This window comes from Streptomyces sp. NPDC006602 (assembly GCF_042870385.1).
Lineage (GTDB): Bacteria > Actinomycetota > Actinomycetes > Streptomycetales > Streptomycetaceae > Streptomyces.
In genome coordinates this window covers 68,873-91,220 of sequence record NZ_JBIAHG010000018.1, presented here as the reverse complement: position 1 = coordinate 91,220, position 22,348 = coordinate 68,873, and the positions used below count along the sequence as shown (strand labels likewise).

The window sequence follows — 22,348 nt, the reverse complement described above, 5'->3', positions numbered from 1 at the left end:
CACTCATAGTCCTCAGCGTGCCCGCCGCGCATGAAACGGACAAGTCGGACTTGGTCGAGTGGGCGGCGTGGCCGTGAGGGCCCCTCAGTCGCCGATCCTGGCGGCGATGACCGGTGCGAGACGGTCGGCGATGGCCCGGTGGCCCTGGTCGTTGGGGTGCACCGAGTCCGTGAGGTCGCCGGAGCCCAGCCAGCCCGTGGTGTCGACGAAGGAGACCCGCGCGTCGCCGCCCTGAACCGCCGCGCCGACGGCGGCCTCGGTCTGCGGAACGTACCGCCCGCGGAAGGTCTCCAACGCGAAGATCCAGGCCTGCGGGTAGGCGGCGCGGACCTTGCGCAGCAGGCTGGAGTAGGCCGTCTGGAACTGCGTCGAGCTCACCGCGTGTCCGACGTCGTTGGTGCCGAGGTTGATGACGACCGCGTCGGCCCGGTAGCGGGAGAAGTTCCAGTCGGGTGTCGAGGCGTTCGGGTTGAGCTTGGTGAACCGCTGCTCCAGGCCCACGCACCCGTCCGCCGCGGCGACGAGGCAGGCGCCGCCCTGGGCGATCCGGGTGTGCTCGGCGCCCAGCCGTTCCCCGATCAGCCAGCCGTAGGCGGTACGGGCGTTCTGCGAGGTCGTCGTGCCCACGGTGATCGAGTCGCCGACGAACTCGATCAGCTTGCCCGGGGCGGGCGGTGCGAAGGTCGTCGCCCCGCTGTCGAGGGCGAGCCCCTGGAAGACGGCGTCACCACGGTAGGACCCGGCGACCACCTGGTAGTTGACCTGGAGGGTGTGCCGGCCGGCCGGCAGGGCCGTCGGGGTCAGGTTCACCGTTGCCTTGACGTCGTCGTAGAACCTCACGGGCCCGTCGTCGATCCGCGCCCAGAAGTCGATGGTGTTGCGCTGCTTGAGCTTGACGGTCGTGCCGGTGAAGCCGACGCGGTAGTACGCGCCCGCCCAGTACGGCGTGTAGGCGGTGGCGGAACTGGTGGTGTCCCAGCGTCCGACGAACTTGATGTTCGGGTCGCCGGGCTGGCCGGGAGCCGCCGCCCTGGTGGACAGGGTCGTGGCGGCGCTGATGACGGGGGCCAGGCGGCCCGCGAACTTGGTGTGGCCCGCCTCGTTGGGGTGCCCGTTGCCGTCCTCGTAGTCGGTTCCGTCGGTGAGCCAGCCCGTCGTGTCGACGTAGCGCACCTTGGTGTCACCGGCGGCGGTGCGGGCGCCGACGGCCGCCCTGGTCTCGGTGACATAGCGCTTCTTCAGCGTCTGCACCGCGAAGAGGGTCGCGTTCGGGTACTTGGCGCGGACGTCCCGCAGGAACGTGGTGTACGCCGACTGGAACGCGGCGCCGGTCACGCCGTGCCCGATGTCGTTGGTGCCGAGGTTGATGACGACCGCGCTCGCCTGGTAGCGGGAGAAGTCCCAGTCCGTGCCGCCCGTGCTGGCCAGCCTGAAGAACTGGCTGCTCAGGCCGGTGCACCCGGACTGGGCGACGAGGCAGTAGCCGGAGCGGGCGACCTGGGTGTGCCGCATCCCCAGCTGCTCGCCGGTCTTCCAGGCGTACGAGTCGAGGGCCAGCCGGTCGGTGAGGGCGCCGGCGGTGATGGAGTCGCCGACGAACTCGATCAGTCCGGCCGACGCGTTCGGGGCGACCGTGCGGGCGCCGGAGTCGAGGACCAGGCCCTGGAAGGCGGTGTCTCCGGAGCGGTAGGAGATCCGCAGGGTGTGGGTTCCCGAGGGGAGGGGCTGCGGGGTGAGGTTCACTGTGCCGCGTACGCCCGCGTAGAAGACGTCGGGCTTGCCGTCGATGCTCGCGTAGAGGTTGACCGCGTCTCTGGCCTTCACCTTCACCGTGGTGCCGGTGAAGGACGTCTGCACGTAGGCGCCGGTCCAGTTGGCCACGGCCGTCGTGCCCGAGCTGGTGTCCCAGCGTCCGACATAGGCGATGTTGGGATCGGACACCGAGCCGTCGCCGGGCGCTGCGTGGGCTCGGGTGACGCCGGTCAGGGACAGCAGGCAGGCGACGAGTACGGCGGTGAGGGCGGCGGCCAGGGCTCGTGCGGCCGTGCGGGGAGCGGCCGTGCGGGGATCGGTCGGGTGGAGTCCGGCCGGGGGCAGTCCGGTCGCGTGGAGTCCGGCCGGGTGGGGGGAGGTCTGCATGGGGGTTCCTCTCGCACCAGATGTGGGAGCGCTCCCATGTACCCATTATGCCAAGTACACGTCAAGACATCGCGGCAAACTGCTCTCGTCCGCAGCTCTCGCGTGCCCCACCCGCACGGGGGTGACTTCGGCGTGTCCGGAGAAACCGGAGCACCCCGCCCGGAGTCGCTGCGCCCAACTCGCTGTCATGGACGTGAAGGGACCCGGTGCCGCGGACATACTCAAGAGGTCCTTATCGTGAACGGCTAGCATCGCGAGCGCGATGGTCGGCCGGGACGGGGTGAGGACGTGCGGGAACCGAGGATCGGTGTCGCCGTGGTGACCATGGGCAACCGGCCCGCCGAAGTGGACGCGCTGCTGGAGTCCGTGGCCAAGCAGGATCTCGCTCCGGCACGCATCGTGATCGTCGGCAACGGCTGCCGGCTGCCCGAGTTCGCCGCCCGGCTGTCCCTGCCCGGCGAGGTCACCACCATCGACGTCGAGGAGAACCTCGGCTGCCCCGGCGGACGGAACGTGGCGCTGGCACGGCTGCGGGAGTTCGGGGACGTCGACGTGGTCGTGGAACTCGACGACGATGGGCTTCTCGTCGACGCCGACGTGCTGCGCCACGTGGCGGAACTGTTCGCCGCCGACCCGCGCCTCGGCATCGTCGGCTTCCGCATCGCCGACGAGAACGGGGAGACGCAACAGCGGCACGTCCCGCGCGTCGGCTCCGCCGATCCGATGCGCGGCGGGTACGTCACCGGGTTCCTCGGCGGCGGGCACGCCTTCCGCATGGCCATGCTCGCGGAGATCGGCGACTGGCCCGCCGAGTTCTTCTTCGCACACGAGGAGACGGACCTGGCCTGGCGGGCCGCCGACGGAGGCTGGCGGATCCTGTACGCCCCCGAGCTGCTGCTCCAGCACCCGAAGACCTCGCCCGCCCGGCACGCCATCTACTACCGGGTGAACGCCCGCAACCGCGTGTGGCTGGTCCGCCGCAGACTGCCGCTCGCGCTGATCCCCGTGCACCTGGGCGTGTGGACTCTGCTCACGCTGCTGCGGGTGCGGTCGGCGGCCGGACTGCGCGCCTGGTTCGGCGGATTCGTGGAAGGCGTACGGGAACCTGCCGGCGAACGGCGGCCCATGCGCTGGCGGACGGTCTGGCAGCTCAGCCGACTGGGACGGCCGCCGGTCATCTGACGCCGGCTGGACGGCGTCGCGGGCGGGGCGGTGATACGCGGCGCCGACCGGGGGCCCGTCACCGCCTGGCCCGCGACCGCGGGCGGCGCCGCTGAGCGCCGCGACCACCTGGCCGTCACCGCCTGGCCCGCGACCGCGGGCGCCCGCCACCGTCGAGGTTCGTCGCCGATCGTCGCCGCATGGTCCGCGACCGCTGAGCGCCGCGACCGCCTGGGCCCGTCGCCGCCCGGGCCGCCACCACCGAGACCCGTCGATCACTTGGCGTCGGCATAACACTCCACCACCGCCGTGGTGAACGGAAACCGCACCGGCGTCTCGCCGAACGTCAGCCGCCCCGCCAGCTCCGCCGCCTCCCGGATCGCCGCCACGACCGTCTCGGCCTCCACCTCGGGACAGTGCACGATCACCTCGTCGTGCTGGAAGAAGACCAGCTCGGCCGCCAAGCCCGCGCAGGCCTGCCGCAGCGCCGCGAGCAGCAGTAACGTCCAGTCGGCGGCGCTGCCCTGGACGACGAAGTTGCGGGCGAAGCGGCCGCGGGCGCGGGCGTCGGTGGAGGCGTACCCGGGCACCCACTGGCGGTCCCCGGACTCGTCCTCCGCGACGGGGATGCCCGCCTCCTCGGAGGCGTCGTCGCCCGTCCCGGCCGCCGGTGGGCAGGTCCGGCCGAGCCAAGTCCGTACGAGCCGCCCCTCCTCGCCCGCGCGGGCAGCGTCGTCGACGTACGCCACCGCCTTGGGGAAGCGGCGTCTGAGCGCGGCGAGGTTCTTGAGGCCGTCGCCGGAGGTCTGGCCGTAGACGGCGCCGAGCACGGCGAGTTTGGCCTGGGCGCGGTCGCCGGAGAAGGCGCGCTCGGAGACGGACTGGTACAGGTCGCTCTCCCGGCCGGCCACCTCCATCAGGCCCAGGTCGCGGGAGATCGCCGCGAGGACGCGCGGTTCCATCTGGTCGGCGTCGGCGACGACGAGCCGCCAGCCGGGGTCGGCGACCACGGCCCGCCGGATGACCTTCGGGATCTGGAGCCCGCCCCCGCCGTTGGTCACCCAGCGGCCGGTGACGGTTCCGCCCGCCTGGAACTCGGGCCGGAAGCGGCCCTCGCGCACCCAGTCCTGCAACCAGGACCAGCCGTGCGCGACCCAGATGCGGTACAGCTTCTTGTACTCGATCAGCGGCTTCACGGCCGGATGGTCGACCGACTCGAGCTCCCAGCGCCGGGTCGACCTCACCTTGATCCCGGCCTGCGCGAACGCCTTGACGACATCGGCCGGCAGGTCGGGGCGGACCCGGCGGCCGAAGGCGGCTGACACCTCGTCGGCGAGCTCGGCCAGGCGCCGGGGCTCGCCACCGCCCGCGTACCGCTCGCCGAGCAGTTCGTGCAGCACGCGGCGGTGCACCTCGGCGCTCCACGGCAGGCCGGACCGGTTCATCTCGGCGGCCACCAGCATCCCCGCCGACTCGGCCGCCGTCAGCAGCCGCATCCGGTCCGGGTGCGCGGTGACGTCATGTCGGCGCTGCTGATCGGCGTACACCTCGACGAGGTCCGTCAGCGGCAGGTGCACGGACTGCGGTTCGAAGAGGGGCGACTGCGAGCCGGGTTCGGCGGACCGCTGCGGCGGATCCGGCGGTACGGGGCCGCCGCGCAGCCGGGCCAGGGCGGCGGCCGCCGAACGCGGCTCGCCGGACCGCCCCTCGTGGCCCAGCAGCAGCGTCTCCGCGTCCTCGACGTCGTAGCACCGCTCTACTCGCACCCCCGTGGCGAGCAGTCGCGGATACGTCTCGGCCGTCGACCGCCACACCCACCGCGTGACGTCCGGCAGCCCGCTCACCGCCTCGGCAGGGTCCGCCGCCCGCCGCACCGGCCCGGCGAGCAGCCCGCCGGGGCCGAGGGGGGCGAACTCCACGCCACCGTCCTCGGCCGGCGCGAGAGCCCACCGGTCGGTCATGCTGCGAGTGTGGCAGCCGGGTCTGACAACGGCCTCCGACCTGCTCGGACGCGCTCAGCCCGACCGTGCTCAGCGCTGTTCGCCGTGCTTCCCCGTGATTTCGGCGAGTGCGGCGGTGATGTTCTCCTCCACCGCCTCCTTGGTGATGCCGAGACCCGACAGAACTCCCTGGCCGTTCTCGAACTCCAGCAGGGCGAGCAGGATGTGCTCGGTGCCGACGTAGTTGTGGCCGAGACGGAGGGCCTCTCGAAAGGTGAGCCCGAGGACCTTCTTGGCGTCGGAGCCGTAGGGGACGAGCTCGGGGACCTCGTCGGCCGCGGGTGGCAGCGCGGCGGCGGCGGCCTGGCGTACGTCGTCCAGGAGGACGCCCTGCGCGGTGATCGCCTTGGCGGCCAGGCCCTCCGGTTCGGCCAGCAGGCCGAGGAGCAGGTGTTCGGGACGGCCCTCCGGGTTGCGGGCCGCGACGGCCTCGTTGTGGGCGGCCATCACCGTGCTGCGGGCGCGGGGCGTGTAGCGGCTGAAGTCCTGGTTCGCGCTCGGATCCGCGCCCTCCTTCGGCACGAAGCGCTTCTGCGCGGCCTGCCGGGTGACGCCCATGCTCTGGCCGATGTCCGTCCAGGAGGCGCCGGAACGCCGAGCCTGGTCCACGAAGTGGCCGATCAGATGGTCGGCCACCTCGCCGAGGTGCTCACCGGCGAGAACCGCGTCCTGGAGCTGTTCGAGGGGTTCGGCATGGACCTTCTTGATGGCCGTGATGAGGTCGTCGAGACGTACGGATGACGTGATGTCGGGGTTCGTCGTCATGCGTCAACCGTAGGTTGACACCCTGGGGCTGTCAACCCAAGGTTGACGCTCGCGGAGCCTACTTCGGGGCAGCCGCCAGCCGCACCGCCAGCCCCGCGAAGACCGTCCCGGAGACGATGTTCAGCCACCGGTTCAGCCGCGCGCTGCGGCGCAGGACCGAGGCAAGGCGCCCCGACAGCAGGCCCACGAAGCCGTCCCACAGGAAGCCCATCACCACGATCGTCACGCCCAGCACCAGGAACTGGCCCTGGACGTGCCCCAGCGAGGGATCCACGAACTGCGGCAGGAACGCCACGTTGAAGAGGATCACCTTCGGGTTGAGCAGATTGGTCGCCGCGCCCTGCCAGAAGGCCCGCCGCAGCCCCGTGCCGGATCCCGCGGCCCCCTCCTCGTCCGGCACCGAGCGGTCCCGGAACGCCTTCACCGCCAGGTAGAGCAGATACGCCGCGCCCACCCAGCGCAGCACGTGGTAGAGCGTCGGCAGCGTCAGGAACAGCGCCGACAGGCCGAGCGCCGCGGCCACCGTGTGCACGAGCATCGCGCAGGCCACGCCGAACGCGGCCATCACCCCGGCCGTGGGGCCGCCCCGGCCGCCCATCGCCACGATGAACATCATGTCGGGACCTGGAGTGACACAGAGTGCGAAGGCGGCGACGAGGAAGGCCGCGTAGAGAGACATGTCCACCATGCGGGCCATGCTCGAAGCCCGGACGCACGGCGGCGACCGAGTTTCGGGGGGTGAGACGATCGCCGGGTGACCAGCACCGTCGAACGCGCCTTCCAGGCCGCCCTCTACGCCGACACCGACTCCGCCCTCGACACCGGCGCCTCCCTCCTCGCGGCCGACCCCGCGGCGGACGCCGAACTCGACGGGCGGGGCCGGGAGTTCGTGGCGACGGCCTGGCGGCGCGGCTGGCAGCCCGCCGACGTGGTACGGATCGTGCGGCGGGAGCTGGACGACGTGCACGCGCGCGTGCTGGCCGCGCTGATCCGCTCCCAGGCGCCGTACGACCGCCCGCGCGGCCCCCGCTGGACCGCCCAGCTCGACGAGCTGACCACCGAGGCCACCGAGGCAGCCGAGACACGGCCCCGCACGGACCGCTTCTCGTACGCCACCACCGTCCTGGAGCTTTACCGCCTCCTCCTGAGCCTGCCCGCCATCGAACCCCTGGAGGAGCCTGCCGCCGCCCGGCACCACCACCCCAAGTCCGATTCCCGCATGCTCACCCGCATCCGCGCCCTCCTCGCCAAGGCGGAGGCGACCGGCTTCCCCGAGGAGGCCGAGGCGCTCAGCGCCAAGGCGCAGGAGCTGATGGCCCGGCACAGTGTCGACGAGGCCCTGCTCGCTGCGGGGATGCCCGCGGCCGACGCCCCCGGCGCCTGCCGGATCGGAGTCGAGCCGCCGTACGAGCAGGCCAAGGCGGTGCTGCTGGACGCGGTCGCCACCGCGAACCACTGCCGGGCCGTGTGGAACGAATCCCTCGGCTTCTCCACCGTCGTCGGCTTCGAACCGGACCTGGAGGTGGTCGAGCTGCTCCACACCTCGCTGCTCGTCCAGGCCCAGTCCGCCATGGCGAAGGCGGAGGCGGCACAACGCGCGGGCGGCCGTAAGCGGACCAAGAGCTTCCGGCAGTCGTTCCTCGCGGCCTACGCCCACCGCGTCGGCACCCGCCTGGCCGCGGCGGCGGACACGCAGGTGACCGACGACCTTCTCCCGGTCCTCGCCACCCGCGAGGTCGCCGTCACCGACCGCCTCGACCGCATGTTCCCGGAGACCACCACGACCCGCCTGCGCGGCGTCAGCGACGAGGCGGGCTGGACCGAGGGCTCTCAGGCGGCCGACCGGGCGCAGGTCCGGGCGCGTCGGCCGCTCGGCTGAGCCGGCCGCGCGCCCGCCGACCGGGCATGGGTCAGTCGCCGACCTGCTGGAACCCGCTCACCGTGGCGTCGGGCTCGCTGCCGCCGCTCTTCAGCGCGACCTCGCCGTACGACCAGGTGAAGCTGTGCGTGGCCGTGGCCCCGGGCAGACTGAAGCTGCCCGTCTTCACGGCGAGGCTCTTCGCGCCGCCCGACTCGCCCCGGACGTAGGTGATGGTGAAGGACACGGCCTGGTTCGCGGCGAGGGTCAGCTTCTGCGCCTTGGCGGCCGGATCCGCTGGGACGTTCGTCGAGGTGTCGCCCGCGTGGAGGTCGACGGCGGGGAGGCCGTCGAGGGTGCACTCGGTGGTGCCGTTGGTGATCGTGACGGGAACGCTGCCCGTGTCCCCGGCGGCGGGAGCTTCGGCGGCCGGCCCGACCTCGACGGCGACCTCGTCGATCTTGCAGGCGGTGCTGCCCTTGCCGGTGTCCTTCGTGTCGCTCCCGCCGCCGCTCCCGCCACCGCTGTCGTCGCAGGCGGTCAGCAGGAGGGCGGCGGCCAGGGTGGCTGCGGCGAGGGAGGGGGCGGTGCGCATGAGGGTCCTCTGGGGAGCGTGATGCCGATGGTCGAGTGCATGGATCATCACGCATGAATCGGTGCTGCGGTTGCCCGACCCTCGGAAGCTCAGGCCTCCAGGCTCGACAGCTCAGGACCCCAGGCTCGCCGTCGGCAGGTGGCTCGGCACTTGTCCGTCCTGCGACCTGGTGTAGGTCTCCGTGCCGAGACCGCTCTTCCAGGTCACCTTGAGCGAGGACTCGCCGACGGACTCGACCGTCCCCTCGGCCCGGTCCTTGCTGCGGTCCGAGCACTTGAGGCGGATCAACTCCCCGCCGGACGTGCCCGACTCCGTGCCGGCGGTGCCGCTGCACACGGCACCGCCGGTGGTGAAGAGACCGGCCTTGGCACCGGTGATCACCAGCGCCACGGCTTTGCCGTCGGTGGTGGCGAGCCAGTTGCCCTCGAGTCCGTCGGACGCGGTCGTGGACCCCTCGTTGCCGCCGGTCGTGCCGCCGCCGGTGTCCGCGCTCGCGGACGCGCTGGGGCCGGCGGAGGTCTCGTCGTCGGAGCCGCCGTCACCACTGCACGCGGTCAGCGCGAGCACACCGGCCAGGGTCGCGGCCGCGGCGGCGCTCCGCACCCGCCGCCGCGCCGCCGTACGCGAGAAGGTCGCCGAAGTCACTGGAAGCTCCCAAGCTGTAGCCGCGCGCCCCGTCGGCCAGGTCGGCCGGCAAGGACCGCAGCAAGCTACCAGGGCGTAACCGGGCCTACCAGGACGACTTGCGAACGCCCGGCAGGTACCCCGCGTGCGCCTGCTCACGCAGACCCACCCGGGACAGCCCGAAGGCACGGAAGTAGCCGCGCGGCCGCCCGTCCACCTGGTCGCGGTTGCGGACGCGGGTGGCGCTGGCGTCCCGCGGCTGCCGCCGCAACTCCGCCTGTGCGGCGAGCCGTTCCGCCTCCGTCGAGGACGGCCGCCGGATGATCTCCTTGAGCTCGGCCCGGCGGGCGGCGTAGCGCGCGACGATCTCCTGGCGCTGGTCGTTCTTCGCGATCTTGCTCTTCTTCGCCATCAGACCTTCACCCCTCGCGCCCGGATCCGCGCCACGGCCGCCTCGACGCCGATCGTGTCGACCGTCTTGATCCCCTTGGTGCTCAGCCGCAGCCGCACGTGCCGGCCCTCGCTCGGCAGCCAGTAGCGCTTGGACTGGATGTTGGGGTCGAAGCGGCGCGAGGTGCGCCGGTGGGAGTGGGAGATGCGGTTGCCGAAGCCGGGCTGGGTGCCGGTCAGCATGCAGTGGGCGGACACGGGTGATGCACCTCTCTCGAAGCGGTTGTGTAAATGGAATTCATTTTCAGTAAGATACCAGCATGGCTCGCAACGAACTCCGCCCGGTCATCAAGCTCCGGTCCACCGCCGGGACCGGCTTCACCTACGTGACCCGCAAGAACCGCCGCAACGACCCCGACCGCATGACCGTGCGCAAGTACGACCCGGTCGTCCGCCGCCACGTCGACTTCCGAGAGGAGCGCTGAACCACCGCCATGCGCAAGGGAATCCACCCGGAGTACCGCCTCGTCGTCTTCCGCGACCGGGCCGCCGACCACGCCTTCCTCACCCGCTCGACGATGACCGGTGAGAAGACGGTCGAGTGGGAGGACGGCAACACCTACCCGGTCGTCGACGTCGAGATCTCGAACGTCAGCCACCCCTTCTACACGGGCACCGCCCGCGTCCTGGACACCGCCGGTCGCGTCGAGCGCTTCGAACGCCGGTACGGAAAGCAGGGCTAGCGCCGTGGCCGTGCCTTCCGCACTCTCCGTCGTGATCGTCGGCGGGCTGCACGCCGACGCCCGCAAGGCGGCCGTCGAGCGGCTGCTCGCCGACGTGCCCGGCAGCGTCGTACTCCACCACGACCTGGCGACCGCCGCGGCCGGCACCGTCGTACGCACGATCCGCGACGCCACCGGCATCCTCGACGCCGGCGAGGCCCCCTTGGTCAACGACTGCGCGTGCTGCGCGCTCCGTGAGGACCTGGTGCCCGAGCTGCGCCGGCTCGAAGACGTCGGCGCGACCCACCTCGCGGTCGTCGAGCTGTGGGACTCCGTCGAGCCCAAGGCCATGGCGGAGGTGGTCGCGTCCGGCGGGCTCACCGTCACCGGCGTGATCACCGCCGTCGACCCGGCGCTCGTCCTGCCGTACCTCGCCAACGGCGACGACCTCGCCGAGGGCGGCCTCGCCGCGGCGGCCACCGATCAGCGGACGGTCGCCGACACCTTCGCACGCCAGCTGGAGTACGCCCCCGTCCTCGCCCTCGCCGACTCCCCGGAGGCCGACGACGAGGACCGGGAGCTGCTGGCCCAGCTGCATCCGACGGCCCGCCAGGTCCCGATCGGCCACGGCGACCTGGCGGGCGGCCAGCAGGAGCTCGCCCGCGCCGCCCTCGCCGGCTTCGACGTGGAGGCCGCCGCGGCCGCCCAGCACCCCGCGTGCGCGCTGCTGCCCGCCGAGGCCGACGCGCACGGCGTGTCCACCCTCGTCTGGCGCCGGCACCGCCCCTTCCACCCGGAGCGGCTGTACGAGGCGCTGGAGGACATCACCTGTGCCGCCGCCCGCAGCCGGGGCCGGTTCTGGCTCGCCGACAAGCCGGACGCGCTGCTGCACTGGGACGCGGCCGGCGGGGCGCTGTGCGTGGAGAGCGCGGGCCCGTGGCTCGCGTCCCTCCCGGACGCGGCCTGGGAGTTGGTCCCGCCGGTGCGGCGCGCCGCCGCCGCGCTGGACTGGCACCCCGAGCACGGCGACTGCTGCCAGCACCTCGTCTTCACGTCCCCCGGCCTCGACCGCGACGGACTGGAGTCGCTGCTGGAGTCCTGCCTGCTGACCGACGCCGAGTACGCCGCCGGGCGCGACGCCTGGAAGCGGCTGCCGCCCGCCTTCGACACCCTCCTGGAGGTCTGACCCCGCCATGCCGCCCCGCAAGACCGACCGCAAGCCCGTCAAGAACCGGCCGAATCCACTGGACCAGGCGAAAATCACGTACATCGACTACAAGGACACCGACCTGTTGCGGAAGTTCATCTCCGACCGCGGCAAGATCCGCAGCCGCCGGGTCACCCGCGTCACCGCCCAGCAGCAGCGACTGCTGGCCCGCGCGATCAAGAACGCGCGGGAGATGGCACTCTTGCCGTACTCCAGCCGCTGACGGCGGCTCCCCCGGTGCCGCCTTGAAACCACCGGCCGGGCGACGGTCTGTTCCGGCCATCGTCCGGCCGATGGAACACGAATGCCGCGCGATGCGTCTCTTTCTGGGGCAAGCCTTGGTGCACGCGGCATCGCCAAAACGTCCGTCAGAGCTGTAATCGCAGGAACACCCCCCGTGCACGTGCATCTGCAGATGCATCTGCCCATGCGTCTGCACATGAACAGGGCTATGATCCGGTCCCAGTTGACCATTGCATCAATGGCCTCACCAGCCAGTGCACCACCGGGGAGCGACCTGTGGACCACGACGTGTACGACGTTGTAGACGCGTCCGACGTGTACAACGGCATGCCTGCCCCCCAGCTGGACGGGGTGGCCTGGCAAAAGAGCCGGCACAGCAACTCGCAGGGCTCCTGCGTGGAGTTCGCGCGCCTGCCCGGCGGCGAGGTGGCCGTGCGCAACTCCCGCTTCCCCGACGGTCCGGCGCTTGTCTACACCCGCGCCGAGATCGAGGCGATGCTGCTCGGCATCAAGGACGGCGAGTTCGACCACCTGATAGCGAGCTGACCCCGGCCGCCGAGGGCGGCCGAGGGTCGCTCCCGGCCGTAATGTCGTGGTTGCACCGCGTAACGCGCGTAGAAACCCGGCGTCAGAAAACGGCGCGGGGCGTCACTCGCCGGACTGCGGCTCGGGCAGCCGGAACAGCGCCCAGACCACCTTGCCGCCCAGCGTCCCCGCCAGCGGGTGCCAGCCCCAGCTGTCGCTGAAGGAGTCGACAAGGAACAGTCCGCGGCCCGACTCGGCCGAGAAGTCGTCGGTGTCGCGGGCGATGGGACTGTCGGGGCTGGGGTCGCGCACCGCGCACACCAACCGCTCGGTCCACCGCATCAGATGCAGCCGCACGGGTGGGCTCTGCTCCGGTATGCGCGGGGTGTTGGCCGGCAGCGCGTGCCGCAGCGCGTTGGTCACCAGCTCGGAGACCACCAGACAGACGTCGTCGAAACGGTCGCCCAGGTCCCAGCCGTCCAGCGTTCTGCGGGTGAACTGCCGTGCCTCGCGCACCGCTTCGTAGCGGGCGGGCAGAGCACAGGAAGCGGCGTTGGACACGGCCGCGGGGTCCAGCGGCGGAAGGCCCTGCCGTAACGGCTCGAGCATGGTCGATCCATTCGTCCCCATGCGAGGCACTCCCGGGAGGTCGCGGTCGTTGCGATGCAGCGGTTGCGCGGGACCATGGTTTCGGATGCGTACAGCAGATGCAAGGGCAGATGCACGTGCACGTGACCGAATTGGACCCTCCCGTACCGCTTGTTGGCCAATTTTTCCGCCATCTTCTCCCCGACTTCTTGCTACTCCTTCCCAGAACCTGTCTGCCCACTGTGCGTATGGATCAACTTATTTCCATCTCTGTAATCGGACGAGTACTGCTCGGAGTGTTTTAGTGGCAGACTTCGGCCCCTGAAGACGGTTGGGGAGGCTGACGAACGTGAGCGCGGGAGAGCCCGGATCGGTGGTGCGGCGGATGCTGCTCGGCTCGCAACTCAGGCGACTGCGTGAGGCACGCGGGATCACCCGGGAGGCCGCGGGGTACTCGATCCGCGCCTCCGAGTCGAAGATCAGCCGGATGGAGTTGGGCCGGGTGAGCTTCAAGACACGGGACGTGGAGGACCTGCTGACGCTGTACGGCATCACGGACGAGGCGGAGCGCAACTCGCTGCTCTCCCTCGCCAAGGAGGCCAACGTCGCGGGCTGGTGGCACAGTTACTCGGACGTCCTGCCGAGCTGGTTCCCCACTTATGTCGGCCTGGAGGGCGCGGCGTCCCTGATCCGCGCGTACGAAGTCCAGTTCGTGCACGGCCTGTTGCAGACCGAGGCGTACGCGCGCGCGGTCGTCCGGCGCGGCATGAAGGGCGCGAGCGCGGAGGATGTCGAGCGGCGCGTGGCACTGCGCCTGGAGCGGCAGAAGTACCTCCTGGAGGACGCCGCCCCCGAATGCCACATCGTCCTGGACGAGGCCGCCCTGCGCCGTCCCTACGGCGACCGCGAGGTGATGCGCGGCCAGTTCCAGCACCTGATCGAGATCTCCGAACGCCCCAACGTGCGGCTGCAGATCATGCCGTTCAGCTTCGGCGGGCACTCCGGCGAAAGTGGCGCGTTCACGATCCTCTCCTTCCCGGAGTCCGACCTGTCCGACGTCGTGTACCTGGAGCAGCTCACCAGCGCGCTGTACCTGGACAAGCACGAGGACGTCGCCCAGTACGAGAAGGCGCTGAAGGAACTCCAGCAGGACAGCCCGGGACCGGACGAGAGCCGGGATCTCCTGCGGGGTCTCCTCCAGCTTTCCTAGGGTCCTCCCCAGGTTCTCCCCAGAAGATTGCTCTCGGTGCCCAACTCGCGTGCGACACAAGTACGATGACGTGTGATCAGACCGTGACGTTGATCGTGTGTCTGCTAGTGATTTGGGGATCACATGTCGTCCTACTTCACCGACCTGGCTCAGCAGTACATCGACGGTGAGTGGCGCCCGGGTACCGGCTCCTGGGACATCATCGACTTCAATCCGTACGACGACGAGAAGCTGGCGTCGATCACCATAGCCACGGTCGACGAGGTCGACGAGGCGTACCAGGCGGCCGCCCGCGCCCAGAAGCAGTGGGCCGCGACCAACCCGTACGCCCGTCGCGCGGTCTTCGAGAGGGCGCTCAGGATCGTCGAGGAGCGCGAGCAGGAGATCGCCGAGGTGATCATCGCCGAGCTCGGCGGCACCCGGCTGAAGGCCGGCTTCGAGCTCCACCTCGCCAAGGAGTTCCTGCGCGAGGCGATCAACGTGGCGCTGCGCCCCGAGGGCCGGATCATCCCGTCGCCGGTCGACGGCAAGGAGAACCGCCTCTACCGCGTGCCGGTCGGTGTCGTGGGCGTGATCAGCCCCTTCAACTTCCCGTTCCTGCTGTCGATCAAGTCCGTCGCCCCGGCGCTCGCCCTCGGCAACGCCGTGGTCCTCAAGCCGCACCAGAACACGCCGATCGTCGGCGGCTCCCTGGTCGCGAAGATCTTCGAGGACGCAGGGCTCCCCGGCGGCCTGCTCAACGTCGTCATCACGGACATCGCGGAGATCGGCGATGCCTTCATCGAGCACCCGATCCCGAAGGTCATCTCCTTCACCGGCTCCGACAAGGTCGGCCGCCACGTCGCCACCGTCTGCGCCGCGAACTTCAAGCGCTCCGTCCTCGAACTGGGCGGCAACAGCGCGCTGGTGGTCCTCGACGACGCCGACATCGACTACGCGGTCGACGCCGCGGTCTTCAGCCGGTACGTCCACCAGGGCCAGGTCTGCATGGCCGCGAACCGGGTCCTCGTGGACCGTTCGATCGCCGACGAGTTCACGGAGAAGTTCGTCGCCAAGGTCAAGACCCTCAAGGTCGGCGACCCGCGTGACCCCGAGACCATCATCGGCCCGGTCATCAACTCCTCCCAGGCGGACGCCCTTTCCGGCGTCGTCGAGCAGGCGATCGCCGAGGGTGCCACGGCGCTCGTGCGCGGCACCACGACCGACAACCTGGTCGAGCCGTCCGTCCTCACCGACATCCCCGCCGACTCCGCCCTGCTCCGGCAGGAGGTCTTCGGCCCGGTCGCCTTCCTCATCCCCTTCGACGGCGAGGAGGAGGCCGTACGCATCGTCAACGACACCCCGTACGGGCTGAGCGGCGCCGTCCACACCGGTGACATCGAGCGGGGCGTGAACTTCGCCAAGCAGATCGACACCGGCATGTTCCACGTGAACGACGGCACCGTCCACGACGAGCCCCTCGTCCCCTTCGGCGGTGAGAAGCACTCCGGCATCGGCCGCCTGAACGGCGACACGTCGGCGGACTCGTTCACCACGCTGAAGTGGATCTCGGTGCAGCATGGGCGGAGCGGGTTCCCGTTCTGACGGGGGCTCCCGAACCCGACCGGTGGACATGCATCCAGGTGCACAGCAGATGCATGTCCGCTACGTATCCCATTGCCGAAGCCACCGGATACCTCAAGACTCCATGCGACTGACCAGCTCGCCGGGAACCCGCGGCCCGAGGGGTCTCGGGCCTGGGGCGTCGACCATCGCCGTCTCCACCACGGTTCGTGGCGCGTCCCCTACCGTCTCGACACGGAGGCACGCACGCTCCACATCGAGCACGTCGGTCGCAGGGAAACCTGACCGGCCCCGAAGCTCGGGGCGGTGCCACGGCCTGGGGCCTGGTGGCGAAGGGGCAGGGCATGTCCTGGGCGTGAGGCCCGGCGCCCTAGGCTGGACCGCATGTCAGCGATCCGTCTCCTCGTGCTGGGCGCGGTCCGCCAGCACGGGCGGGCCCACGGCTACCAGGTGCGCAACGACCTGGAGTACTGGGGCGCGCACGAGTGGTCCAACGCCAAGCCCGGCTCGATCTACCACGCCCTGAAACAGATGGCGAAGCAAGGGCTGCTGCACGCGCACGAGATCGCGCCGTCCACCGCCGGCGGCCCGCCGCGCACCGAGTACGAACTCACCGAGGCCGGCACCGAGGAGTGCTTCAGGCTGGTGCGCGAGGCGCTGACCTCGTACGACCAGAAGATGGACGTCAAGTCGGCGGCCATCGGCTTCATGGTCGAGCTGCCGCGCGCCGAGGCCGTGGCGCTCCTGAAGGAGCGGATCCGGCGTATCGAGGAGTGGCGCTCCGGCGTCACCGAGCACTACGTGCCCGAGGACGGCCCGGAGCAGCTCGGCCACATCGGCGAGATCATGAACCTCTGGATCCACACGGCGGATGCCGAGGCCGAGTGGACCCAGGGGCTGATCGCCCGCATCGAGGGCGGCGCCTACACCTTCGCGGGTGAGGGCGAGCCGTTCGTCGGCATCCTGACGGAGGGCGAGGAGAACCCGTACGCGACGGGGGAGCGGCATCCGGGAGATGTGCGCTAATCAAGTTTGACCAATGCGCTCCGCGGCGATACTTTGATGGTCGGTAGTCAAGTTTGACTAACGAGCGTGGCGAGCGAGGGAGTGGCAGTGGCCGACCCGGCGATCACCGTCGAAGGCGCGCACAAGAAGTACGGCGACAAGAAGGCACTGGACGGACTCGACCTGCTGGTCGGGCGAGGAACGGTGCACGGCGTGCTCGGGCCGAACGGCGCGGGCAAGACGACCCTGGTCCGGATCCTGTCCACCCTGCTGCGGCCCGACGCGGGCCGGATCGAGGTGGCGGGGCACGACCTTGTGACCCAGCCCCAGGAGGTCCGCTTCCGTATCGGTCTGCTCGGCCAGCACGCGGCCCTCGACGAGGAGCTGTCCGGCCGCCAGAACCTGGAGATGTTCGGCCGGCTGTACCACCTGGGCGCCCGGCACGCGCGCGTGCGTGCCGACGAACTCCTGGAGCGCTTCGGTCTCGCCGACACCGGCCGGGGGCCCGTCGGCTCCTACAGCGGCGGCATGCGGCGCCGCCTCGACCTGGCGGCATCCCTCATCACCGACCCGGAGGTCCTCTTCCTGGACGAACCGACGACCGGCCTCGACCCGCGCGGCCGCGCCGAGGTCTGGGCCGCGGTCCGCTCCCTGGTCGGCGCCGGTACGACGGTCCTGCTGACCACCCAGTACCTGGAGGAGGCCGACCAGCTCGCCGACCGCATCTCGGTCGTCGACCGGGGCCGGGTCATCGCGGACGGCACAGTGGACGAGCTGAAGGCGATGACCGGGGGCGACCGTATCGACGTGGTCCTGCGGGACGCGGGCCAACTGGGCGCCGCCGTCGCCCTGTTGCCGCTCACCCCGTCGGAGGTGTCCGTCGACGCCGACCGCCGGCTGCTCAGCGCCCCGGTCACCGACCGCATGGTGGCCCTCTCCGGTGTCGTACGGGCGCTGGAGGAGGCGGGCATCGAGGCGGAGGACGTGGCCCTGCGCCGTCCGACGCTGGACGAGGTGTTCCTGCACCTCACCGGAGACCCGCGAGTGAAGGAGGCCGCATGAGCACGTACGCACTGACCGATTCCTGGACCATGACCCGGCGCGAACTCGCCCACTGGGCACGGCAACCGGTGCAGGTCGTGGTCGGACTGGTCTTCCCCGTGATGCTGCTGCTGATGTTCGGCTACCTCATCGGCGGGGGGCGAGAGGTCGAAGGGGGCTACGTCGACTACCTGGTCCCCGGCATGCTCGCGCTCACCATGGCCTTCGGCCTGGAGGGCACGATGCTCGCCGTCACGCAGGACCTCAACAAGGGTGTGATCGACCGCTTCCGGTCCATGCCGATGGCCAACGGCGCTGTGCTGGTGGGCCGTTCGGTCGCCGACATGCTGCAGTCGGCGCTGAGTCTCACCGTGATGATCGGCGTCGGGTACGCGATCGGCTGGCGGCCGCACGGCGGGCTCTCCGGTTTCCTCGGAGCCGTCGGGCTGTTGCTGCTGTTCCGTTTCGCCATGTTGTGGATCGGCATCCACCTGGCGATGGTCGCCGGGAAGCCGGAACTGGTGCAGGCCGTGCAGATCCTGGTCTGGCCGGTCGGCTTCCTCTCCAACGCCATCGCGACCCCCGAGTCGATGCCTCGGTGGCTGGGCACGGTCGTCGAGTGGAACCCGATGTCGCAGACGGCGACGGCCGTACGGGATCTGTTCGGCGGGCCGGGCGGGGAGCCGGGGCACGTATGGGCGGCGGTGGTGTGGCCGGTGGTGCTGGTGGCGGTGTTCTTTCCGTTGGCGGTACGGAGGTTCGGGGAGTTGAGCAAGTAGGGCGGTGACGGGAACTGACGGGGGCGCACCGCACGGCCGGCGATCGGCTCCGGCAAGCGGCCGGCTCCTGACGTGCTCAGTGATGGAACCCGGTGGCCGCCCCCTTGTCCCGGGTCGCCGGACGCGACTGCCCGCGCAGTTCCGGCAGCAGACGGCTCAGGTCCTCCACGAACAGCTCGGCGAGGTCGGCCGAGAAGCCGTTGCGGCACACGACCCGCAGGACGGACAGGTCCTCGCGGTTCGGCGGGAAGGTGTACGCGGGCACCAGCCAGCCCCGCTCGCGCAGTCGCCGGGAGACGTCGAAGACGTCGTAGGCGTCCACACCGGGCGCGGTCGTGAAGGCGAACACAGGCAGCTCGTCGCCCCGGGTCAGCAGGCGGAAGTCGTCGAGTGCCTCCACGCGTTCGGCGAGGCTCAGGGCCACGTCCCGCGTGGACTGCTGCACGGCGCGGAAGCCCTCGCGACCCAGCCGCAGGAACGTGTAGTACTGCGCGACCACCTGGGCGCCCGGCCGGGAGAAGTTGAGGGCGAAGGTCGGCATGTCGCCGCCCAGGTAGTTGACGCGGAAGACGAGCTCCTCGGGCAGGGCCTCCCTGTCCCGCCACAACGCCCAGCCGACGCCGGGGTAGACGAGTCCGTACTTGTGGCCGGAGGTGTTGATGGAGGCGACCCTCGGCAGCCGGAAGTCCCACACCAGGTCCTCGTCGAGGAAGGGGGCCACCATGGCGCCGGACGCCCCGTCGACGTGCACGGGGATGTCGAGGCCGGTCCGCTCCTGGAGGGCGTCGAGGGCGGCGCACAGGTCGGCGATCGGTTCGTAGGAGCCGTCGAAGGTGGAGCCGAGGATGCCGACGACGCCGATGGTGTTCTCGTCGCACAGTTCGGCCGCGGCCTGTGGGTCGAGGCGGAAGCGATCGCCCTCCATCGGAACCTGACGGGCCTCCACCTCCCAGAAGGTGCAGAACTTCTCCCAGCAGACCTGGACGTTGACGCCCATGACGAGGTTCGGGCGGACGTCCCGGCCCGGGTACCGGTCGGCGTTGCGATGCGCCCAGCGCCGCTTGAGCGCCATGCCGGCGAGCATGCACGCCTCACTCGACCCGGTGGTCGAGCAGCCCACGGCGGTCGCCGGATCGGGCGCGTTCCACAGGTCGGCGAGCATGGCCACGCAGCGCCGCTCCAGCTCCGCGGTGCGCGGATACTCGTCCTTGTCGATCATGTTCTTGTCCTGGCACTCGCCCATCAGGACCCCGGCCTGCGGTTCCATCCAGGTGGTGACGAAGGTGGCGAGGTTCAGCCGGGAGTTGCCGTCCAGCATCAGTTCGTCGTGCACGAGCTGATAGGCGGTCGCGGGCGGCAGGGGAGTGTCCGGGAGGCGGTGCTTGGGCGGGGCCTCGGTCATGCCGCCGACCGGGTTCGCCTCGCCGTAGAACGGGTTGACGTACACGGGACGCTCGTCGGGCTTTTCGGGACCTTGGTGCAATGCCATGGGCGTGCCTCCTGAAAGGATCAACGGGGGTCAGCGGAGCGGAGTTCCGTCCTCGCGCAACTGCATCTGCGACCGCCCCGTCACCAGGAGCCAGGCCGGCAGGGAGGCGATGCAGAGCAGGGCGAGGATCGCGGGGGAGGCCACCAGTACGGCGGCCGTGAACAGACTCACCCAGCCCTGCCGGGTGATGGCGAGAAGCATCCCGAGGACGCCCGCGGCGACACCGAGCGCCGGATGGACGGCGGGCACCAGGGCATGGGCACCGAGCCCGAAGGCGGTGCCGACGAACACGGCCGGGAAAATCCGCCCGCCCCGGAAACCGCAGGACGCGGCGACGAGCAGCGCGGCCAGCTTCACCACCGCCATGGTGGCGAACTGTCCCGCCAGCCCGGTGGTGGCCGGGTCGGGCCCGGCGTGTCCGGGCACCTTCCACACCACCAGCCCGACCGCGACGCCCGTCGCGGTGAGCACGACGAGCATCCACAGCACGGAGTACCGGCCGACCCCCAGCGCGTCCGGCAGGTCCTGCCACAGCACGTCCTGGAGTTCCCCGGCTGCCGCGCTCACCCCGAGTAACAGCAGGCTCGCGCCCACCCCCACCACGAGAGCGGGGAGGATCAACGGCAGCAGGGTGCGCGCCGGGGTCGCCGGCGCGGCGGGTGCCTGCTGCACGGTGTCCTGGGCCACGGGCTCACGATAAGCGGGCAAAAGGGACGCGACATCCGGAGGAAGCCGACCGTGGAACCGCCGCCTCGGCCGCCGCTTCGGCCGCCGCTTCGGCCGCCGCCGGACCCGTCGGCCGCCGGACTGGCGGTATCGGCCACTCGGGCTTCAGCCCAAGGAGCAAGTCAAACCGCCCTGATGGCCGCGATCACGGCCAACGCGACCCGCCACACCTCGTGATCACCTGGTCCGGGAGCGTCTACTCCCGGGCCAGGACCACCGCAGTCCCGTACGCGCACACCTCGGTGCCCAGGTCCGCCGCCTCGGTCACGTCGAAGCGGAACATCAGCACGGCATTCGCCCCACGCGCGCGTGCCTGTTCCACCAGCCGCTCCATGGCCTGGTTCCGGGTCTGCACGAGCGTCTTGGTGAGCCCCTTGAGCTCACCGCCGACCATCGACTTCAGACCCGCGCCGATCTGACTGCCGAGGTGCCGGGACCGTACGGTCAACCCGAAGACCTCGCCGAGGACCTCTTGAACCCGATGGCCGGGTACGTCGTTCGTGGTCACCACCAGCACGTCGGGCCGGGGACCCTGACCACCGCCGTAGTCTTCGATACTCATGGTCCACAGCTTTGTCCCAGACGGAGCACAGTGCATCCTGGGGACTCGCATGGAACCTGGGCCACGACGGCTGCGTTGATACTTTTGGGCAGCCACCCCCAGCCCGTCCCCCATCAGCAGGAGCCACAATCCCGTGACCACGCTCGCGCTCGGCCCCGAGTGGCTCAGCCCCGATTACCTCATCGAGACCTTCAGTCTTCCGGGCATCCTGCTGATCGTCTTCGCCGAGTCCGGGCTCTTCGCGTTCCTGCCCGGCGACTCGCTGCTGTTCACGGCGGGCCTCTTCGTGGCCCAGGGCGAGTTCATCAGCCAGCCGCTGTGGCTGGTGTGCCTGCTGATCGTGCTGGCCGCCGTCCTCGGCGACCAGGTGGGTTACATGATCGGCAAGTTCTTCGGCCCGAGGCTCTTCAGTCGTCCCAACTCCAAGCTCTTCAAACAGGAGAACCTGGAGAAGGCCCACGAGTTCATGGAGAAGTACGGCCCCAAGGCGATCGTCCTCGCCCGCTTCGTGCCGATCGTGCGCACCTTCGCCCCCATCGTGGCGGGCGCCGGCCGCATGAAGTACCGCACGTTCCTCACGTACAACATCATCGGCGGCCTGGCCTGGGGCACCGGCATCACGCTCGCCGGCTACTGGCTCGGCCAGATCGAGCTCATCAGGAAGAACGTCGAGGCGATCCTCGTCCTGATCGTCTTCGTCTCCGTGGTCCCGATCATCATCGAGTACCTCCGAGAACGCTCCAAGAAGAAGCGCGCCGCCGCCCAGGCCCCGACCGCCGCCTACCAGCCCCCGGCCATGGACGACGCGACGACCCAACTACGCGTCATCCCCCCGGCCGACCAGCAGCAGGGCCAGCAGGGCCAGCAGGGCCAGCAGGGCCAGCAGGGCCAGCAGCAGTACGGCTACGACCAGCAGTACGGTCAGCAGTACGACCAGGGGTACGGCCGGCCCTCGCAGCAGCAGCCGTACGCCCAGCAGTACCCGCAGGGCTACAGCCAGGACCAGTACGGCGCACAGCAGGGCAACGACAACCAGCAGAACCCGTACAACCAGGGTTACTGAAACGCCGCAAAGGGGCGGGGAACTGCGCGGGCAACCACAATCACACCCGCAGTCGCCGCCCGACAGAACCCCCCCGAGCTCGTGGGCGCCCGG

At 70.6% G+C, this 22,348-nt stretch carries 25 protein-coding genes; 13 read left to right on the top strand and 12 right to left on the bottom strand.

All coding sequences use genetic code 11. From position 1 onward, the window contains the following. Positions 1-84: 84 nt before the first annotated feature. On the bottom strand, positions 85-2,139 hold the full coding sequence (locus tag ACFYO2_RS33520; RefSeq protein ID WP_388356563.1) for a GDSL-type esterase/lipase family protein: 2,055 nt from the start codon (positions 2,137-2,139) through the stop codon (positions 85-87). 288 nt (positions 2,140-2,427) lie between these two features. Here ACFYO2_RS33520 and ACFYO2_RS33515 point away from each other — a divergent pair, with 288 nt between their 5' ends. Further along, positions 2,428-3,321: a glycosyltransferase family 2 protein gene (locus tag ACFYO2_RS33515; protein ID WP_388356560.1), complete on the top strand. Its 894-nt coding sequence runs from the start codon at positions 2,428-2,430 to the stop codon at positions 3,319-3,321. 254 nt (positions 3,322-3,575) lie between these two features. Here ACFYO2_RS33515 and ACFYO2_RS33510 read toward each other — a convergent pair whose 3' ends face one another. The 3 genes from ACFYO2_RS33510 to ACFYO2_RS33500 form a co-directional block, all read right to left on the bottom strand. Next, positions 3,576-5,261, bottom strand: coding sequence for a bifunctional 3'-5' exonuclease/DNA polymerase (locus ACFYO2_RS33510; protein ID WP_388356557.1), 1,686 nt, complete (start codon positions 5,259-5,261; stop codon positions 3,576-3,578). Between the two features lie 69 nt (positions 5,262-5,330). After that, positions 5,331-6,065, bottom strand: coding sequence for a Clp protease N-terminal domain-containing protein (locus ACFYO2_RS33505; protein ID WP_388356555.1), 735 nt, complete (start codon positions 6,063-6,065; stop codon positions 5,331-5,333). A gap of 58 nt (positions 6,066-6,123) precedes the next feature. Beyond that, the gene (locus ACFYO2_RS33500) at positions 6,124-6,753 is read right to left on the bottom strand and encodes a LysE family translocator (protein WP_388356552.1); all 630 of its coding nucleotides are present in this window, start codon (positions 6,751-6,753) and stop codon (positions 6,124-6,126) included. 66 nt (positions 6,754-6,819) lie between these two features. On the opposite strand from ACFYO2_RS33500, the gene ACFYO2_RS33495 reads away from it, so the two are divergent. Continuing rightward, entirely contained in the window at positions 6,820-7,944 is a 1,125-nt protein-coding gene (locus ACFYO2_RS33495; RefSeq protein WP_388356549.1) for a DUF2786 domain-containing protein, read from the top strand. A 31-nt stretch (positions 7,945-7,975) separates the two neighbouring features. On the opposite strand, the gene ACFYO2_RS33490 is transcribed toward ACFYO2_RS33495, so the two are convergent. The 4 genes from ACFYO2_RS33490 to rpmB all read right to left on the bottom strand — a co-directional run bounded on the left by ACFYO2_RS33490 (position 7,976) and on the right by rpmB (position 9,790). Beyond that, positions 7,976-8,518, bottom strand: a complete 543-nt coding sequence (locus ACFYO2_RS33490; RefSeq protein WP_388356546.1) for a DUF4232 domain-containing protein — start codon at positions 8,516-8,518, stop codon at positions 7,976-7,978. A 111-nt stretch (positions 8,519-8,629) separates the two neighbouring features. Further along, complete coding sequence (locus ACFYO2_RS33485) at positions 8,630-9,163, bottom strand: hypothetical protein (protein ID WP_388356544.1); 534 nt, start codon at positions 9,161-9,163, stop codon at positions 8,630-8,632. A gap of 85 nt (positions 9,164-9,248) precedes the next feature. Next, positions 9,249-9,554, bottom strand: a complete 306-nt coding sequence (gene rpsN / locus ACFYO2_RS33480; protein ID WP_388356541.1) for a 30S ribosomal protein S14 — start codon at positions 9,552-9,554, stop codon at positions 9,249-9,251. After that, positions 9,554-9,790, bottom strand: a complete 237-nt coding sequence (gene rpmB, locus ACFYO2_RS33475) for a 50S ribosomal protein L28 (protein ID WP_388356539.1) — start codon at positions 9,788-9,790, stop codon at positions 9,554-9,556. Before rpmB ends, rpsN begins: the two co-directional genes overlap by 1 nt. Before the next feature lie 62 nt (positions 9,791-9,852). Between rpmB and rpmG the strand changes: the two genes are divergently transcribed. The 5 genes from rpmG (at position 9,853) to ACFYO2_RS33450 (ending at position 12,250) form a co-directional block, all read left to right on the top strand. Next, positions 9,853-10,017 (top strand): 50S ribosomal protein L33, encoded by a 165-nt coding sequence (gene rpmG / locus ACFYO2_RS33470; RefSeq protein ID WP_388356536.1) that lies wholly within the window; start codon positions 9,853-9,855, stop codon positions 10,015-10,017. 9 nt (positions 10,018-10,026) lie between these two features. Beyond that, the gene (locus ACFYO2_RS33465; RefSeq protein WP_388356533.1) at positions 10,027-10,275 is read left to right on the top strand and encodes a type B 50S ribosomal protein L31; all 249 of its coding nucleotides are present in this window, start codon (positions 10,027-10,029) and stop codon (positions 10,273-10,275) included. 4 nt (positions 10,276-10,279) lie between these two features. Further along, the gene (locus tag ACFYO2_RS33460; protein WP_388356530.1) at positions 10,280-11,440 is read left to right on the top strand and encodes a GTP-binding protein; all 1,161 of its coding nucleotides are present in this window, start codon (positions 10,280-10,282) and stop codon (positions 11,438-11,440) included. A 7-nt stretch (positions 11,441-11,447) separates the two neighbouring features. Then, positions 11,448-11,684, top strand: coding sequence for a 30S ribosomal protein S18 (gene rpsR / locus ACFYO2_RS33455; RefSeq protein WP_266435819.1), 237 nt, complete (start codon positions 11,448-11,450; stop codon positions 11,682-11,684). Positions 11,685-11,980: 296 nt separating this feature from the next. Next, positions 11,981-12,250: a DUF397 domain-containing protein gene (locus ACFYO2_RS33450; protein WP_388356527.1), complete on the top strand. Its 270-nt coding sequence runs from the start codon at positions 11,981-11,983 to the stop codon at positions 12,248-12,250. Positions 12,251-12,352: 102 nt separating this feature from the next. Here the strand turns inward: ACFYO2_RS33450 and ACFYO2_RS33445 are convergent, their stop codons facing one another. Next, positions 12,353-12,838 (bottom strand): ATP-binding protein, encoded by a 486-nt coding sequence (locus tag ACFYO2_RS33445; protein ID WP_388356524.1) that lies wholly within the window; start codon positions 12,836-12,838, stop codon positions 12,353-12,355. 364 nt (positions 12,839-13,202) lie between these two features. Here ACFYO2_RS33445 and ACFYO2_RS33440 point away from each other — a divergent pair, with 364 nt between their 5' ends. The 5 genes from ACFYO2_RS33440 (at position 13,203) to ACFYO2_RS33420 (ending at position 18,415) form a co-directional block, all read left to right on the top strand. After that, positions 13,203-14,027: a helix-turn-helix domain-containing protein gene (locus tag ACFYO2_RS33440; RefSeq protein ID WP_388356736.1), complete on the top strand. Its 825-nt coding sequence runs from the start codon at positions 13,203-13,205 to the stop codon at positions 14,025-14,027. Positions 14,028-14,150: 123 nt separating this feature from the next. Next, the gene (locus tag ACFYO2_RS33435) at positions 14,151-15,611 is read left to right on the top strand and encodes an aldehyde dehydrogenase family protein (RefSeq protein ID WP_388356522.1); all 1,461 of its coding nucleotides are present in this window, start codon (positions 14,151-14,153) and stop codon (positions 15,609-15,611) included. Between the two features lie 363 nt (positions 15,612-15,974). Further along, on the top strand, positions 15,975-16,616 hold the full coding sequence (locus ACFYO2_RS33430) for a PadR family transcriptional regulator (RefSeq protein WP_388356520.1): 642 nt from the start codon (positions 15,975-15,977) through the stop codon (positions 16,614-16,616). Positions 16,617-16,703: 87 nt separating this feature from the next. Further along, entirely contained in the window at positions 16,704-17,657 is a 954-nt protein-coding gene (locus ACFYO2_RS33425) for an ATP-binding cassette domain-containing protein (RefSeq protein ID WP_388356733.1), read from the top strand. After that, a complete protein-coding gene (locus tag ACFYO2_RS33420; RefSeq protein ID WP_388356517.1) occupies positions 17,654-18,415 on the top strand; it encodes an ABC transporter permease in 762 nt (253 codons plus the stop codon). Before ACFYO2_RS33425 ends, ACFYO2_RS33420 begins: the two co-directional genes overlap by 4 nt. Before the next feature lie 76 nt (positions 18,416-18,491). Here the strand turns inward: ACFYO2_RS33420 and ACFYO2_RS33415 are convergent, their stop codons facing one another. The 3 genes from ACFYO2_RS33415 to ACFYO2_RS33405 all read right to left on the bottom strand — a co-directional run bounded on the left by ACFYO2_RS33415 (position 18,492) and on the right by ACFYO2_RS33405 (position 21,192). Continuing rightward, complete coding sequence (locus tag ACFYO2_RS33415) at positions 18,492-19,904, bottom strand: glutamate decarboxylase (protein ID WP_388356514.1); 1,413 nt, start codon at positions 19,902-19,904, stop codon at positions 18,492-18,494. 30 nt (positions 19,905-19,934) lie between these two features. Continuing rightward, positions 19,935-20,591: a hypothetical protein gene (locus tag ACFYO2_RS33410; protein ID WP_388356512.1), complete on the bottom strand. Its 657-nt coding sequence runs from the start codon at positions 20,589-20,591 to the stop codon at positions 19,935-19,937. Positions 20,592-20,826: 235 nt separating this feature from the next. Continuing rightward, entirely contained in the window at positions 20,827-21,192 is a 366-nt protein-coding gene (locus ACFYO2_RS33405) for a YbjQ family protein (RefSeq protein ID WP_388356510.1), read from the bottom strand. 133 nt (positions 21,193-21,325) lie between these two features. Here ACFYO2_RS33405 and ACFYO2_RS33400 point away from each other — a divergent pair, with 133 nt between their 5' ends. Next, a complete protein-coding gene (locus ACFYO2_RS33400; protein ID WP_388356507.1) occupies positions 21,326-22,255 on the top strand; it encodes a DedA family protein in 930 nt (309 codons plus the stop codon). Positions 22,256-22,348 lie beyond the last annotated feature (93 nt).

Bases quoted from the DNA above. Each gene is read 5' to 3' on its own strand.
- ACFYO2_RS33445 (WP_388356524.1), bottom strand. From the start codon at position 12,838: ATGCTCGAGCCGTTACGGCAGGGCCTTCCGCCGCTGGACCCCGCGGCC.
- rpsR (WP_266435819.1), top strand. From the start codon at position 11,448: ATGCCGCCCCGCAAGACCGACCGCAAGCCCGTCAAGAACCGGCCGAAT.
- ACFYO2_RS33520 (WP_388356563.1), bottom strand. From the start codon at position 2,139: ATGCAGACCTCCCCCCACCCGGCCGGACTCCACGCGACCGGACTGCCC.
- rpmG (WP_388356536.1), top strand. From the start codon at position 9,853: ATGGCTCGCAACGAACTCCGCCCGGTCATCAAGCTCCGGTCCACCGCC.
- ACFYO2_RS33415 (WP_388356514.1), bottom strand. From the start codon at position 19,904: ATGGCATTGCACCAAGGTCCCGAAAAGCCCGACGAGCGTCCCGTGTAC.
- ACFYO2_RS33435 (WP_388356522.1), top strand. From the start codon at position 14,151: ATGTCGTCCTACTTCACCGACCTGGCTCAGCAGTACATCGACGGTGAG.
- ACFYO2_RS33420 (WP_388356517.1), top strand. From the start codon at position 17,654: ATGAGCACGTACGCACTGACCGATTCCTGGACCATGACCCGGCGCGAA.
- ACFYO2_RS33490 (WP_388356546.1), bottom strand. From the start codon at position 8,518: ATGCGCACCGCCCCCTCCCTCGCCGCAGCCACCCTGGCCGCCGCCCTC.
- ACFYO2_RS33500 (WP_388356552.1), bottom strand. From the start codon at position 6,753: ATGGTGGACATGTCTCTCTACGCGGCCTTCCTCGTCGCCGCCTTCGCA.
- ACFYO2_RS33430 (WP_388356520.1), top strand. From the start codon at position 15,975: ATGTCAGCGATCCGTCTCCTCGTGCTGGGCGCGGTCCGCCAGCACGGG.
- ACFYO2_RS33405 (WP_388356510.1), bottom strand. From the start codon at position 21,192: ATGAGTATCGAAGACTACGGCGGTGGTCAGGGTCCCCGGCCCGACGTG.
- rpsN (WP_388356541.1), bottom strand. From the start codon at position 9,554: ATGGCGAAGAAGAGCAAGATCGCGAAGAACGACCAGCGCCAGGAGATC.
- ACFYO2_RS33505 (WP_388356555.1), bottom strand. From the start codon at position 6,065: ATGACGACGAACCCCGACATCACGTCATCCGTACGTCTCGACGACCTC.
- ACFYO2_RS33465 (WP_388356533.1), top strand. From the start codon at position 10,027: ATGCGCAAGGGAATCCACCCGGAGTACCGCCTCGTCGTCTTCCGCGAC.
- ACFYO2_RS33510 (WP_388356557.1), bottom strand. From the start codon at position 5,261: ATGACCGACCGGTGGGCTCTCGCGCCGGCCGAGGACGGTGGCGTGGAG.
- ACFYO2_RS33440 (WP_388356736.1), top strand. From the start codon at position 13,203: ATGCTGCTCGGCTCGCAACTCAGGCGACTGCGTGAGGCACGCGGGATC.